Origin of the sequence: Vibrio sp. 2-Bac 85, from assembly GCF_037546705.1 — a bacterium.
Lineage (GTDB): Bacteria > Pseudomonadota > Gammaproteobacteria > Enterobacterales > Psychromonadaceae > Psychromonas.
Map to the genome: position 1 here is coordinate 151,815 of NZ_JALAAB010000006.1, position 15,417 is coordinate 167,231.

12 protein-coding genes and 5 tRNA genes are annotated in these 15,417 nt (G+C 38.6%); 4 read left to right on the top strand and 13 right to left on the bottom strand.

The window, feature by feature from the left end; genetic code table 11:
• Positions 1-101: 101 nt before the first annotated feature.
• The 3 genes from MT390_RS08800 to MT390_RS08810 all read right to left on the bottom strand — a co-directional run bounded on the left by MT390_RS08800 (position 102) and on the right by MT390_RS08810 (position 2,829).
• Positions 102-1,277: an acetyl-CoA C-acetyltransferase gene (locus MT390_RS08800; RefSeq protein WP_499440686.1), complete on the bottom strand. Its 1,176-nt coding sequence runs from the start codon at positions 1,275-1,277 to the stop codon at positions 102-104.
• Positions 1,278-1,389: 112 nt separating this feature from the next.
• Complete coding sequence (locus tag MT390_RS08805) at positions 1,390-2,046, bottom strand: 3-oxoacid CoA-transferase subunit B (RefSeq protein WP_166372535.1); 657 nt, start codon at positions 2,044-2,046, stop codon at positions 1,390-1,392.
• An 84-nt stretch (positions 2,047-2,130) separates the two neighbouring features.
• A complete protein-coding gene (locus MT390_RS08810) occupies positions 2,131-2,829 on the bottom strand; it encodes a CoA transferase subunit A (protein ID WP_028869166.1) in 699 nt (232 codons plus the stop codon).
• A gap of 102 nt (positions 2,830-2,931) precedes the next feature.
• Here MT390_RS08810 and MT390_RS08815 point away from each other — a divergent pair, with 102 nt between their 5' ends.
• Complete coding sequence (locus MT390_RS08815) at positions 2,932-3,828, top strand: LysR family transcriptional regulator (RefSeq protein WP_499440689.1); 897 nt, start codon at positions 2,932-2,934, stop codon at positions 3,826-3,828.
• 106 nt (positions 3,829-3,934) lie between these two features.
• Here the strand turns inward: MT390_RS08815 and ansA are convergent, their stop codons facing one another.
• Positions 3,935-4,954 (bottom strand): asparaginase, encoded by a 1,020-nt coding sequence (ansA, locus tag MT390_RS08820; protein WP_299667943.1) that lies wholly within the window; start codon positions 4,952-4,954, stop codon positions 3,935-3,937.
• Between the two features lie 43 nt (positions 4,955-4,997).
• Complete coding sequence (locus tag MT390_RS08825) at positions 4,998-5,330, bottom strand: TehB family protein (RefSeq protein WP_166372531.1); 333 nt, start codon at positions 5,328-5,330, stop codon at positions 4,998-5,000.
• Between the two features lie 559 nt (positions 5,331-5,889).
• On the opposite strand from MT390_RS08825, the gene MT390_RS08830 reads away from it, so the two are divergent.
• A complete protein-coding gene (locus MT390_RS08830; protein ID WP_499440691.1) occupies positions 5,890-6,633 on the top strand; it encodes a tRNA-uridine aminocarboxypropyltransferase in 744 nt (247 codons plus the stop codon).
• 190 nt (positions 6,634-6,823) lie between these two features.
• On the opposite strand, the gene mobB is transcribed toward MT390_RS08830, so the two are convergent.
• Positions 6,824-7,372, bottom strand: coding sequence for a molybdopterin-guanine dinucleotide biosynthesis protein B (mobB, locus tag MT390_RS08835; protein WP_499440693.1), 549 nt, complete (start codon positions 7,370-7,372; stop codon positions 6,824-6,826).
• A gap of 83 nt (positions 7,373-7,455) precedes the next feature.
• Here mobB and MT390_RS08840 point away from each other — a divergent pair, with 83 nt between their 5' ends.
• Positions 7,456-8,085, top strand: coding sequence for a LysE family translocator (locus MT390_RS08840; RefSeq protein WP_499440695.1), 630 nt, complete (start codon positions 7,456-7,458; stop codon positions 8,083-8,085).
• Positions 8,086-8,277: 192 nt separating this feature from the next.
• Here the strand turns inward: MT390_RS08840 and MT390_RS08845 are convergent, their stop codons facing one another.
• From MT390_RS08845 to MT390_RS08875, 7 genes are all read right to left on the bottom strand, one after another.
• Entirely contained in the window at positions 8,278-9,198 is a 921-nt protein-coding gene (locus MT390_RS08845) for an aldo/keto reductase (protein ID WP_499440696.1), read from the bottom strand.
• A 410-nt stretch (positions 9,199-9,608) separates the two neighbouring features.
• Positions 9,609-10,559: a porin gene (locus MT390_RS08850; protein WP_499440698.1), complete on the bottom strand. Its 951-nt coding sequence runs from the start codon at positions 10,557-10,559 to the stop codon at positions 9,609-9,611.
• A 950-nt stretch (positions 10,560-11,509) separates the two neighbouring features.
• Positions 11,510-11,607, bottom strand: a tRNA-OTHER gene (locus MT390_RS08855).
• Positions 11,608-12,022: 415 nt separating this feature from the next.
• Positions 12,023-12,120, bottom strand: a tRNA-OTHER gene (locus MT390_RS08860).
• A gap of 209 nt (positions 12,121-12,329) precedes the next feature.
• Positions 12,330-12,406, bottom strand: a tRNA-Pro gene (locus tag MT390_RS08865).
• 27 nt (positions 12,407-12,433) lie between these two features.
• Positions 12,434-12,509 (bottom strand) — tRNA-His (locus tag MT390_RS08870).
• A 43-nt stretch (positions 12,510-12,552) separates the two neighbouring features.
• Positions 12,553-12,629: transfer RNA gene (locus MT390_RS08875), tRNA-Arg, on the bottom strand.
• 208 nt (positions 12,630-12,837) lie between these two features.
• Between MT390_RS08875 and rnr the strand changes: the two genes are divergently transcribed.
• Complete coding sequence (gene rnr / locus MT390_RS08880) at positions 12,838-15,381, top strand: ribonuclease R (RefSeq protein WP_499440700.1); 2,544 nt, start codon at positions 12,838-12,840, stop codon at positions 15,379-15,381.
• The last annotated feature ends 36 nt before the right edge of the window (positions 15,382-15,417 follow it).

Here is a 15,417-nt window from a genome sequence, read left to right on the forward strand (position 1 = left end):
AGTTTAAAACTGATAATTTACAGACCGAAAGATTACTTGCTTGAGGCCTTATTCACATCAATAAAATGCTAGTTAATGCGAATAAAACCACTAGTAAAGGTTTAACGAGATAGCAGCATCGCTACGCCCATTCCGCCACCAATACAAAGTGTGGCTAACCCTTTCTTATGTTCGCTACGCTTCATTTCATGCAATAATGTCACTAAAATACGACAGCCAGATGCACCAATAGGATGCCCTAATGCAATCGCACCACCATTTACATTGACTTTTTTGGTATCAAGCTGAAGCTCTTGATTAACTGTCATCGCTTGCACTGCAAACGCTTCATTAGCTTCAACCACATCTAAATCTGCAACCGTCCACGCAGCTTTTGCTAATGCTTTTTTAGTCGCTTCAATTGGGCCAACGCCCATAACTTCTGGGTCAACGCCGGCACTTGCGGAGGCAACAATAGTGGCCAATACAGGTAAACCTAGCTGTTCTGCTTTTTCTTTAGAGGTAACGATCACCATTGCTGCGCCATCATTAAGCGTCGAAGCATTACCCGCGGTCACGGTGCCATTTTTTGTAAAAGCAGGACGCAACCTAGCTAACCCTTCCGCAGTACTGTTAGGGCGTATCTGCTCATCATGCTCAACAATAATGGAGTCGCCTTTACGCTGAGGAATACTGATTGGCACGATCTCTTCAACAAACTGACCTGCGGTTTGTGCTTGAGCAGCTTTTTGCTGCGAATGCGCAGCAAAGGTATCTTGTTGATCGCGAGAAAATGCCCAACGTTCTGCAATATTTTCAGCTGTTTGTCCCATGTGGTAATCATTAAAAGCATCCCATAAACCATCACTGACCATGGAATCAACTAATGACCAATCCCCCATTTTTTTACCATTACGACTTTGTGGTAAAACATGAGCGGCTTGGCTCATACTTTCTTGACCACCTGCCACTACCATTTGTGCATCACCATTAGCAATCGCTTGTGCGGCTAGTTGAACTGCTTTTAAACCAGAGCCACAGACTTTATTAATGGTCATTGCAGAAACAGCGTGATCAAGGCCTGCGTGAACTGCAGTTTGACGAGCAGGATTTTGTCCACAACCCGCAGTCAATACTTGGCCTAAGATAACTTCATCAATATGTTGCTTGAAGATAGGCTGCTTGATTAACATTGATGCTAATACTTGACGGCCTAATTCGACTGCACTTAATGATGACAAACTACCATTAAAAGAACCAATCGGAGAACGACCCGCAGCAACAATAACAATTTCCATAGTGACCTCTTTACTCGAATAATTACTTAAATCAACTTAGCTATTTACTTAAACATAGCTACTTAGTTATTTAGTTATTTAGTTATTTAGTTAACTAAACATAACGACCTAGTTAAAACACCATTTCAGGAACATGCTCGGGCACGATCAAGCGACCTTGGGTTTTAGCTTTAATTTCTTCAACCGATACACCCGGCGCACGTTCTTTAAGTACAAAGGCATTATTTTCAATCTCTAACCAAGCTAAATCAGTTAATACTTTCTTAATACAACCTTTGCCAGTTAAAGGTAATGAACAAACATCTAATAACTTAGAGTCTCCATTTTTAGAAGCATGTGTCATGGTAACGATGATATTGTCAGCGCCAGCCACTAAATCCATTGCACCACCCATGCCTTTTATTAATTTATTCGGGATCATCCATGAGGCAATGTTGCCACTCACATCCACTTCAAATGCGCCTAATACCGTCAAATCAACATGCCCACCACGGATCATCGCAAATGACTCTGCAGATGAAAAAATAGAACTGCCAGGCACTGCCGTAACTGTTTGTTTACCAGCATTGATCATGTCTGCATCGACGTTTTCAACGCTAGGGAACGCCCCCATTCCTAATAAACCATTTTCCGATTGCAGCATCACTTGCATACCATCGGGTATAAAGTTAGCCACTAAAGTGGGAATGCCTATTCCTAAATTAACGTAATAACCGTCTTGTAATTCACGTGCCACGCGAATTGCCATTTGATCTCGAGAAAGTGCCATAAAATCACCTATAAATATGCATTGAACTAAGCATGTATTGAATTAAGCATGTATTGAATTAAGTATGTATTGAACTAAAAGAAATTATTCGCTGGTAGTACAGTTTTCAATACGTTTTTCGAAGGTACCAACAATAACGCGGTCGACATAAATACCCGGCGTATGAATATGAGCAGGATCAAGCTCCCCCACTTCAACTAGCTCTTCTACTTCAACCACGGTAATTTTTCCTGCAGTTGCCGCCATTGGGTTAAAGTTTTGTGCCGTATGACGATAAATCACATTACCGTAGCGGTCTGCTTTCCAACCTTTTACAATTGCAAAATCGCCCGTGATTGCTTCTTCTAGCAGATATTCACGCCCGTTAAAAAAACGTGTATCTTTACCTTCAGCAACGGGTGTTCCAACACCTGTTGCGGTATAAAATGCGGGAATACCAGCACCACCAGCACGCATTTTTTCAGCTAGAGTTCCCTGTGGAGTTAACTCTACATCCAACTCTCCATTAAGTAGCTGTTTCTCAAACAAAGCGTTTTCACCAACGTACGATGACACCATTTTGCTAACTTGCTTGTCCTCTAACAAAATGCCTAAACCAAAACCATCTACACCGCAGTTATTCGAGACTATGGTCAGATTTTTTGTTTGTAGCCGCTTAATCTCAGCAATCAGGTTTTCAGGAATACCACATAAACCAAAACCACCAGCGATCACCGTCATGCCATCTTTTAAACCACTAAGAGCATCTTCATATGTTGTCACTACTTTGTCGAAACCAGCCATAGATCCACCTTTAAATACAACGTCATTTTAATTTTCACCAGTGTGCCTCATACTCATTAATTAAATAAATTTATTATTTTTATCTATTAATTTGGTTTTGTTATGAATGTAAAACAACTTCGTATTTTTTTAGCCGTTGCACATACCCAAAGTTTTGCCGAAGCAGGCAAGCTTGTACACATGTCACAACCCGCGGTAAGTTTGTCGATTAAGAGCTTAGAAGACTCCTTAGGAGGACGCTTATTTACTCGTACCACAAGGAGTACTTTGTTAACCGCAGAAGGACAAAAACTACTGTCTATGGCTAAATCCTTAGTCGATGCATGGGATAAGGTAGAAAGTGAGCTAAAACAGAGATTTACATTAGACAGAGGTAAAATAGCCGTCGCAGTTATGCCGTCTTTCGCAGCTTCTTTAATGCCCAAAGTATTGATGTATTACCGACAAAAAAACCCTAACATCAGCATCGAAATTCACGATGTATTAACTGATACGGTTGTGGAAATGGTGAGAGCGGGAAATATTGAAATGGGCATCTCCTTTGAGCCAGAAAATACTCAAGATTTAAACTTTCAAGCGTTATTTAATGATCGTTTTATTGCCGTAATGCATCATAATTGTTCGCTCAAAAATGAGAAAGAACTCACATGGAAACAGTTACTTGAATACGATTTTATTACCTTACAAAAACCTTCAAGTGTTCGTCACTTGATAGAAAGTACTTTATCTAAAGAAGGGATGGAGTTGCACGTGGCTTTTGATGCCCACCAATTAGCAACCGTGGGAAAAATGGTCTCACAGGGCTTAGGTGTCGCTGTAGTACCTGCTTTATGCGAAGCACAAATGCGCGAGCAAGGTGCTATTTGCTTGCCTATTTCAGCACCAATAATTTCTCGTCATGTGGGTATCATCACAAAAGCTAAGGTACCACTTTCCATTGCTGCACAGGAAATGATCGATACCTTAATTGAAACATTTAAAAACATCTCCGTTCATTGAGTTGGAGATAGCAGGTTCTTAAACAGCAACTGATTCCCAACTTCATAAACTGCAACTACATAAACTGCGACTGAGTAAGCCGCAACTTAGCGAACGAGGATAATGACTAATTAAATGATGTTAATTCACCACGTAAATCAGTAGTTAATAACTCTTTTACTACTTTGTAGGTTAACTTTTGGCTGAGTAAATAATATAACTTAGCAATCACAGATTCTGTGGTCATATCTAAGCCACTAATAACACCTGCTTCGCTTAAAGCATGGCCGGTTGCGTAACCTTCCATATTGACACTACCCTTTAGACATTGGCTGCAATTAACAATTAAAATACCGCGATCACTGGCCTCTTTTAAAGTATTTAATAATTGCGGGTCTTGCTGTGCATTCCCTACTCCATAGGTTAATAAAACCAACGCTTGTAACGGGCTTTTTAATAGGTTGTCCAACACTTGCCAATCTAACCCGGGGAACAGGTGCAATATTGCAATCGATTGTTGTTCAATCTTGCCAATCGTCAAGCGAGTATTAATCGATTTTTGTTTTTTGCCTGCGACGTTTCTAATCTCAATTCCCGCTTCTAACAGCACGGGGTAGTTAGGCGACACAAATGCGCTAAAACCGTCGGCATGTTGTTTGGTGGTGCGGTTACCTCTAAATAATTGATTATTAAAAAATATGCAGACTTCATTAATAGGATGATGGGCAGCAATATACAAAGAGTTTAATAGGTTTGCTCTAGCATCTGAACGTAATTGTGAAAGGGGTATTTGCGAGCCAGTAATGATCACAGGTTTGCTCAAACTTTCAAAAATAAACGATAATGCAGAGGCCGTATAAGACATAGTATCGGTGCCATGCAAGATAATGAACCCGTCAAAGTCATGGTATTTATCTTGAATATCCGTTGCTAAAACCTGCCATGCCTGCGGTGAAATATCAGCAGAATCAATCAAAGGTTCATATTCATGAATTTCAAATTCAGGCATATCCTGATGATAAAACTCAGGCATATTTTTAATCGTTTCAGATAAATAACCAGCAACGGGAATAAAACCATTTTTAGAAGGTTTCATACCGATAGTGCCACCGGTATAAGCGATATAGATACGTTTTTTTTCAGCCATTAAAATCTCAGTTGTTTATATATAACGATGAGGTAGAAACTAATTAGTTTCGTTCAGATAAGTTTTGCTTCACGATGTCAGAGTCTTTTTGTGCATAAAATTTTACTTCAAACGCTGTGTCATCACTTAAAAACTCTACTTTATGCCAATACTCAGGAGGTGAAATTGCAGATTCTCCAGCAGGAATAATAATCTCTTGCTCTATTAAACCACGTCGTTCACTGAATCCATAAAACTTTAAATGACCGGAAGTAACACATATTTTACCAAACACTCCAGCCTTAGTATTATGTTCAAATAAAAATAGTTTGGGAATATTACTTTTAGTGAATAGAGGCGTACTTTTATAATTTATAAAATCATCGGGTATATTCATAACTGCCTTCCTTTTAAATCACAAAACAAATAGCGACCGTAATATAACCTGCCACTGTAAATTTTACTGTACAGATACTGTTACAGATGTAGGTACTGTATCTGCTTCATAATAAGAATAATAGTGGACATTTTTATGCCCTAACTTAGTAATACACATACTTTTTGTTAACGACCACTTCAAATAACCAACTTTCCATGTCAAATTTTCATTATTTCGAAAATAACACTTAAAACCAGTTTTCTCACAAGTCACCCGATTGCGCGTGAAGATGAAGCAAAGCACCGAGATCGTAATCATGAATTTGCAGACTCTTTTGAAAGTAACGATTTACCATCTCATCAACAATAAAAGAGATGAGAATCACCTTTATATAAGATACCTCTAAAAATCAAAGGGATGCTTTATAACATCCCTTTTTTGTTATTAATCGTTGCTCTCTGGCAGCAGCTTACTTTTTATCAGCTTACTTTGCTGCAAATGCATTCTTTCAGCGAGTTCCCCTTTTTCAATAAGGTTTTTTGCGTATAATCGCAGCCTATCAACAATAGAGCTCATTATGCGAATCCATGCACTTCATTCTTTATACGACCATCGTTTAAGTCAAAGCACACGTCCTTTTCTAGCGCGAGGTGGTAGCATTGCACGCTGTAAACACTGCATGCTACTTCCCTACTTATGTATTTGTTCAATCAAACAAACTGTCAGTAGCCGAAGTGCTTTTTTATTATTGATGTATGATGATGAGATTTTAAAGCCAAGTAATACGGGACGTTTAATCGCAGATCTTATTACGGATACACACGCTTATATCTGGTCTCGTACTGAACCCAATACAAAAATGTTAGCGTTGCTAACAGATCCACAATGGTGCCCTATTGTTATATTTCCTGCCGAATATGCAGCGCAAGAAAGAGTGTTACCCATTGAGTCATCTATTCCCTCTATTCTCAAAGATAAACGACCTTTGTTTATTTTATTGGATGGCACCTGGGCGCAAGCTAAAAAAATGTTTCGTAAAAGCCCATACCTAGATCAGTTTCCAGTGTTATCTTTTGCACCGGAAAAACTATCACAATATATAATGCGTAAAGCGACTAAAGAGTGTCAACTAGCAACGGCTGAAGTCGCCAGTTTGGTATTGGATAGCTTAGGTGAAACAGACAATGCATATCTGCTAACATTATTATTTTCTACCTTTAAAGAAAACTATCTGCTTGGCAAGTCTCGACAGCAGCTACCTGCGCAAAACAGCCAACAACTTTTAATTGCTGCATTTGCCAAGCAACAAGACAAAGCTTAACTCTGTAAAAATTAACATTGTCGAAATTAATATTGGCAAAATTAACATTGTCGAAAATTAACTGACTTAAACCTTTGCTGGTTGTAGGTTTATTTAATCCGATTTTAGGCGCCTAGTTAATTAGTTAATTAGTTAAGGATGCTTTAATAAAACGTAGATTCGAATAATAAGTCCGGTGTTTATACGCTTTTTACTTAGCCGGCTTGTTATTAGCAACCGCAATCACTTCGTTTAAAATAAACGACACTATCCTTTGTAATTGCATAAAGTCGAATAAGGGCAAATCACCTGCATCAATAGGTTGATCGCAAACAATGCCAATGATATTAGCATCTTCTTTATAGAGGAATGGCTTTTGTAGCACGCTACGGTGCAACTCTATTTTAGGAAAAGCTTGGTCACGATAACCTTCCACCAGCACTAAGTCCAAAGCCTGTGTATTTAATAATGCAAGCTGTTCGCTTAGTTGACTATCGTGTGCTTGCTCATGTTCGTGAAAACAAATAGAACGATGTGTGCCAGCTAAAATTACTTGTGAAGCACCCGCTTTACGTAAACGGTAGCTGTCTTTTCCAGGCTTATCCATTTCAATATCATGGTGGCTATGCTTCACTAATGCGACCCGCAAGCCTTGTTCAATTAATAATGGAATAAGTTGTTCTATTAATGTTGTTTTACCTGTTCCACTAAAGGCAGCAAAACCCAACAAAGGTACCGGAAATTGTGTTAAATAAGTCATGATTTAACCTTATGAAAATAATTAAAGACACGTTATCATAATCGATTCATTACTCCCTCAGCAATTAGATTTAAGAGTTAAATATGCCCTACTTTCAAGAATTTATTATGTTAACCATTGTCCACCTTCTAGCAGTCATGAGCCCAGGACCTGATTTTGCGATTGTACTCAGGCAGAGCATAAGTTTTGGTCGCAAAACAGCAATAATAACCAGTTTAGGAATAGGATCTGGTATTTCTATACATGTTTTATATACATTATTGGGAGTAGGTTTATTAATATCTCAATCAGCTTATCTGATGGTCACCGCTAAAATATTAGGGGCCGCTTATATTACTTACCTAGGCATTAATTTATTACGTAGTAAACCTAACCTAGCGCAATCCGCCTCTATTGCCGTGGATAATGACCCTAAGCAGCAAAAAAAAGCATTTATGATTGGTTTTATGACCAATGTATTAAACCCTAAGGCAACACTTTTTTTCCTCGCTATTTTCACTACCATCGTCAGTGCTAATACACCATTAATCGTACAATCTATATACGGATTATGGATCATAATTTCAACTGCAGCATGGTTTTGCTTAGTCTCATTTTTATTTTCACAACAACGTGTTCGTCAGAAATTTTTAAACCATGGTCATTGGTTTGATAGAGTGATGGGTATTATTTTATTAATCTTTGCAGTAAAACTACTCATTGAATTAATATAAATGGTTAAGTGAAGGAAATAAAAAACCAGTGCCATGCAGTTTTTTAATGCTTTAGCACTGGTTTTAACGTTTTTACTCAATTTATAGCCTCAACTTATAACACAACAATTTGCGCATAATACTTAAGCGATAGTCATTAAGGTTCAGAAATTAAGGTGCTGTATTTAAGGTGCTTTAGTTAATAGGCAGAAGCTAAGGCACAGAAAAACCTTTTGAAGCAACCCAGACTCGATACCACTGCTCAGTATTCATTTTTAAAGCTAACGCCGCAACAGCCTCTTTAACTCGTTCGATTTTACCTGAACCTATTAATGCCACAGGGTTTGAAGGATGCTTCAGTACCCAAGCAAAAATAACTTGTGTGATAGACGTTGCACCCAGTTCTTGTGCTAATAGCTCTAAACAAACTCGTAAGCGTTGGGCTTGCTGCGTTTGCGCATTGAAGATAGTACCACCAGCTAAACAAGACCAAGCCATTGGACGCACGCGCTGTTGCTGTAGCTGATCTAAAACTCCATTTTCAATAACATCAAAATTAATGGGATTGATTTCAACCTGATTGGTGATTAAAGGTTCACTCAAACGGGATTGTAATAGTTCAAATTGGGATGTAGTAAAATTAGACACACCAAAGTGTTTCACTTTTCCCGATTGCTTAAGTTCGCTAAAAGCTTCTGCCACTTGATCCGCATCCATCAAAAAGTCAGGACGATGCACTAATAAGGCATCTAACTGTTCAACACCCAAACGTTGTAATGAGTTTTCCGTTGAGCGAATGATCGCAGCTTTACTACTATCATAATGTGAAACTCGATGCTCACCTTCTGCCGCGGCAATACCATTAATGCCAAACTTAGATACAATTTGAATTTGCTCTCGCATCTCAGGCGCTAATGCCAATGCTTCACCAAATAATACTTCGCTATCACCATAAATAGCAGCATTATCCACCGTAGAAATACCTAACTCTACATGTTGCTTTAAAAAGGTTAAACGCTGTTGCGCTGTCATATCCCAAGCGCCTAAACGCCAATACCCTTGAATTAACTTAGAAAATAAAGGTCCCTCTGGTGCCATCAATACCTTGTCAACTAAACTCATAACAATGCTCATAAAAATACTCACCCCATCATTGGCTATAAAATAAAAACAGACACTAGACTATCAGCATCGAGTATAAAATATCCCCCTTCGAATGTATTAATAAAAAGTCACTTGTGTCGATTGTATAGAAGAAAGGTACGAATGATTGATAACAACAAAAGAGAAGTGAAAAGCAACAATCAAGGAAATAAAGTATGGGTGTAGGCAACGGCCTGAAAACAATAATGAAAGTAAATGGGGCTTTATAGAAGTAAAACAAAACTTGGGTTCAGTTATAAGTGAAAGGAAAATGCAGAAATGGTTAAAGAAACAAAAGCACTAAAACGAAAAAACTGCTTACCCAATCAAGTTGAATAAGCAGTTATCTATTTTTATTATGTATTCAGGTATTGAGTCGCCTGATAGACAATAAAGTTAGCTTAGAATGATATAGCCATACCTGCAGCATAACCGATTTCTGAATCATCAGTATCATCACCAGCTACTTCTAAATATGCTTTAACGTTGCTGTTGAAAGAGTAAGCAGCATTTACGAAGTATTTATTAACATCATCAACGCCAGCGCTATCTGTATCAACTAAAGACCAAGCCGCAGAATAAGCCATTTTGTCAACAGTATAAACAGCTGCTAAACCAAAGCTAGTTAAATCAGCAACACCAGAGTCATTATCAGTTGAGCCTGCAGAAGCAGCTAATTCTAAGTCTGTAAATGCGTAACGCACTTCTAAAATAACACTTTCAGAATTATAAGGAACAGCCGCTGCAGGAGGAGTAGTTGTAGCAGCAATTTCTGTATCAGCGTTACCGTAATACACAGTTAAATCAAGACCACCAAAACGTGCACCTAATTTAGCATCAAGAGAGTTAAAGTCATCTGAATTTTGGCCTGTATTAACTAGGTAAGAGATACCACCGTAGTAGTTACCTTTATCTAATGTGTATTTAACAACTTGCTTACCGTCAGTATAACTTTGAGAAGAATTATCGATACCAAACTCGTAATCGTTACCGATACCCTGGTCATCTGCGATAGTAACTTGTTGACCAGCAGTTATAGTACCCCATTGAGCAGAGCTTAAACCAACATAAGCGTCATCAAGTGTTACTGGTTCATCATCTTCACCATCCATTTCAACAACACCAATGGCTGTAACACCGTGACCAATATCGTAACCAGCTTTAAAACCAAAGTCAGCGTCATCAATGTTGATAACTTTGCTGCTATTATCTGCAGTGCCTTTTTTTGCTTGAACTTCAACGTCACCGTAAACTTCAAAAGTTGTGCCGTTTGCATCGTATACTGTTGCACTGTGTGCCGCAGTTGCTGCGAATAAAGAAGTAACTATTGTAGCTAGAATTGTTTTTTTCATTGTCCATCACCTTGTTGCTATTAAATTAAATTTAAATTAATTGAATCCTTGAATTACTTAATTCTGTCTAAATCCGGTGTAATAACATTATGTTGGTTATTTACACACCACAGATGTTTAAGTGCGGAATAAAATTACCACACAAAACTCAAGGCGGAAACAGCAAACGCAGTTAGATGACGAAATGTCACAAATTTAAGCAAATAAAAGAATAATAATTTGACTTAGATCTCAAAAAACAATGAAACTTAAATTGAAAACATAAGAGAAGTGTCCGTTTTTTTGTTATTTTCATGTTAAAAAACAACAAAGCATTAACTTTATTTCTCTGATTTAACGAAATTTAACCTTATTTTTTTTAAAAATTGCAATTTAAAATTGATTAATCCGGTCTACTTATTCCTTTTGTCTAAAAATAATCCTCTAGCAAAGCAGAAAAAACAGAAATATAAGATCTCATTTAAGTTTTTCCTGCTTTTACTTGATTTGTAATTACATTAAATAGACAACAACGTCTCTGATACTGATCCAAGCAATAATTAGCCAATACTGAGTCAACCAACAATCATCCTATGTTCTTTATATTAATAATGAAAAGCTCTTGATAGTGAATAAACATTGATAGTAAAAAAATATTAAATAGGGAATATATAGTTATTTATCAAAATGGCTATAGCAGAAATATTTAGCTTACAGAGTAAGCATATTGTTAAAGCTCCTTATTAAATAGTCAGCGCAACAGCCTTATAGATATAGTAGAGGAACAATCTTAATCACCGAGTATTTGAAATAAAGTAGATCTTCATATCTGTTGGTTAACAGACGGGGGAATAAAGAAACGACAGCTTTGTATCTGAGCAGTCCTTTAAGGTCAAACCAATGCAGGAACCTTATATCCCTAAAATGCAAAAAGCCTGTAACACAATTAAGTATTACAGGCTTTTCTAATGTGGGCGGTGATAGAAGATTCGAACCTATAAACCACCCCCTCTGGTCCAACTCTTTATTCGCTTCGCGACGATGCGCCACCAAGCTGCGCTAATCACCGAGTATTTAGAGGTTCAGAAACGAAAAAATCCTACTTAGCAATAACGCTAAGCAGGATTCTTAAAGGTGGTCGGTGATAGACGGAGCAGCGAAGAAGCGCCAGCTTCATCTATGAGCAATCTTTTCAAGCGACAGCTTTGTGTCTGAGCAGGCCTTTAAGGTCAAACCAATGCAGGAACCTTATATCTCTAAAATGCAAAAATCCCGTAACAAATTAATGTTACGGGATTTTTTAATGTGGTCGGTGATAGATGGAGCAGCGAAGAAGCGTCAGCTTCATCTATGAGCAATCTTTTCAAGCGACAGCTTTGTGTCTGAGCAAGTCTTTAAGATCATGCCAAGGCAAGAAAGTTTTTAAAAGCTCTAGAAAAGAAAAAACCCGCTTAACTCATAGAGCTAAGCGGGTTATTCAAATGTGGTCGGTGATAGAAGATTCGAACCTATAAACCAGCCCCTCTGGTCCAACTCTTTATTCGCTTCGCGACGATGCGCCACCAAGCTGCGCTAATCACCGAGTATTTAGAGGTTCAGAAACGAAAAAATCCTGCTTAGCAACAAAGCTAAGCAGGATTCTAAAATGTGGTCGGTGATAGATGGAGCGAAAAAGCGACAGCTTTGTGTCTGAGCAAGTCTTTAAGATCAAGCCATTGAAAGAATTTTTTTATAAAGCTCTAGAAAGCAAAAGGCCTGTAATACAGTAAAGTATTACAGGCCTTTTTAAGGTGGTCGGTGATAGAGGATTCGAACCTCTGACCCTCTGGTCCCAAACCAGATGCGCTACCAAGCTGCGCTAATCACCGAGATATCTATTTTACATCGAGAAAAGATGGGGCGAATGACGGGGTTTGAACCCGCGACAACCGGAATCACAATCCGGGGCTCTACCAACTGAGCTACATCCGCCACTATAAACTAAAGAACTGTATTAATGTTGCAATCCGAAATATGGCGCACCCGACAGGATTCGAACCTGTGGCCTTTGCCTCCGGAGGGCAACGCTCTATCCAGCTGAGCTACGGGTGCTCACGTCTTTAGCGTGGCGCGGATAATACTGAACACTGTAAAATCTGTCTAGTCTTTTCTGTGTTTTTTTTTATAATATAGGTTTACTTGCTTAATTGATGAACAATTATGCTAAAAAACAAAAAAAACGGGCTTTGCTTTATTAATTCAAAGCTTTTATTCATTTTCAGATATACTTTCATTAATTGCCTTATAAAGAGTTACAACTATGACTTTAGATCCTACTTTAGATCAAGAACCCAAAATTTATGAACATCCTGTCCCTGACCGCGAGTTTATTTTAGCTTTTATCGAAAAACACGGTAAACCGATCACTCGCGATGCATTATTTAATGCTTTCTCTCTCAGCAGTGACGAAGAAGCCGAAGGACTAAGACGTCGCTTAAAAGCGATGGAACGTGATGGACAATTAGTCTGGTGTCGCAATGCAACCTATGGTTTGCCTGACAAACTGAACCTTGCTAAAGGTAAAGTTATTGGCCACAAAGATGGATTTGGTTTCTTAAAAACAGAAGAAGAAGGTAAAGACCTATTTTTACCTAATCACCAAATGCGTTTTTTATTCCACGGCGACACTATATTAGCGCAACCCGTAAAAGTAGATTCACGTGGACGTACTGAAGCGCGTTTTGTACGTTTATTAGAAGCTCGCAAAGAAACGATTGTTGGACGCTACTTTGTTGAAGATGGTGTTTCATCTGTTATTCCAGACGATTCTCGTATTAACCAAGAAATCATTATTCAGAAAGAAAACAATGGCGGTGCTCGCCATGGTCAGATAGTGGTAGTAGAAATTTTACAACGTCCTAAAGCGCGTTTTACTGCAACGGGTAAAATAACAGAAGTGCTTGGCCAAGATATGGAACCGGGCATGGAAGTTGAAATTGCGCTTCGTACGCATGACATTCCGCATGAATGGCCTGAAGGTTTAGATAAAGAGCTGGAACCATTTGGTGAGTTTGTGCCTGAAGAAGCTAAAAAAGGTCGTATAGATCTTCGTGATTTGCCATTAGTGACTATTGATGGTGAAGATGCACGTGACTTTGATGATGCAGTATTCTGTCAAAAAGAACCTGGTGGCTGGCGCTTATGGGTTGCGATTGCCGATGTAAGTTATTACGTTCGCAAAGGGACTATTTTAGATAAAGAAGCGATTAATCGCGGTAACTCTGTTTATTTCCCAGACCAAGTAATTCCGATGTTACCTGAAGTGTTATCTAATGGGTTATGTTCTTTAAACCCTCAGGTTGACCGTTTATGTATGGTTAGTGAAATGGTCATTTCTGAAGCAGGTCATTTAACCGACTATAAATTCTATGAAGCGGTAATGAACTCTCACGCTCGATTTACTTACACTAAAGTCGCGTCGATTTTGAAAGGTGACGAAGCATTATGTGAGCAATACAAACCATTAGTGCCTCACTTACAAGAATTAGAACATCTATATAAAGCCTTTAAAAAAGCACGACATATTCGTGGCGGTATGGAATTTGAAACGTTAGAAGTACGTTTCTTATTTAATGAGGCGCGTAAAATTGATGCGATAGTGCCGTTAGTGCGTAACGATGCGCATAAGATCATCGAAGAATGTATGATCCAAGCAAATGTTGCTTCAGCTCGATTCATCGGCTCTGCTGATGCAGCCGCTTTATTCCGAGTACATGAAACACCTAGCGAAGAAAAACTAGCTAACTTTCGTTCATTCTTAGGTGAATTAGGCTTGAGTTTAGGAGGCGGTGAGAAACCAGCTCCTCGTGACTATGCTGATTTAGCAGAAACCTTTGCTGAACGTGATGATAAAGAGCTATTGCAAACTATGTTGCTGCGCTCAATGAAGCAGGCAGTTTACCAAGATGAAAACTTAGGTCACTTTGGCTTAGCGCTAGAAGAGTACTCACACTTTACTTCACCTATCCGTCGTTACCCTGATTTAATTTTGCACCGAGCAATTAAGTATTTAGTGGCACATCAAGCGAATAACCAATTAAAAGCTAAATGGACTGAAACCGGTGGTTATAACTATCAACATGATGAAGTAAGCCAATTAGGTGAGCATTGTTCAATGACTGAGCGCCGTGCTGATGATGCTACACGTGATGTAGCTGACGCGCTTAAATGTGAATATATGCAAGACCATATAGGCGACACCATGGTTGGTACTATTGCCGCGGTCACTAATTTTGGTTTCTTCGTACGTTTAAATGATATTCACATTGATGGATTAGTACATGTCACAGGTTTAGTGTCTGATTACTACATTTTTGATGCCGGCAAACAAACCTTAAAAGGTGAGCGTACTGGTCGTGTTTACCGCATTGGTGACGTATTAGAAGTTAAAGTACTTTCCGTTAATTTAGACGATAAAAAAATTGATTTTGAATTAGCCGATGAAGCAGTAGCAGGTCAGCGCAAACGTGGTCGTCAACCTGAAGGTAAAAAGTCAGATCGTCCTATCGACAAACGTGCTCGTAATAAATCAGCAAGCCAAGATGATCAGCAATCCAACCAAGCAACGGATGATGAATCAGCTAAGCAGCCTAAAAAAGCGGTGAAGCGAACAGGTAAAAAACTAACAGAAGAAGAGCTTGCAAAGAGAAAGGCTGCCAACAAGCAAAAGAAAAAACCGCAAAGAAAAGTAGCACAAGGCGAAAAGAATACAGCGTCTTCTAAGAAGAAAAAAACAACGGCAGCCAAAAAAAGTCGTCCTGGGCGTGCAGAACGTACACGTAACAAGGCTAAGAAAGCAGAATAATAACAATTCTGCCTAGGTCGCTAATTTACTTATGGT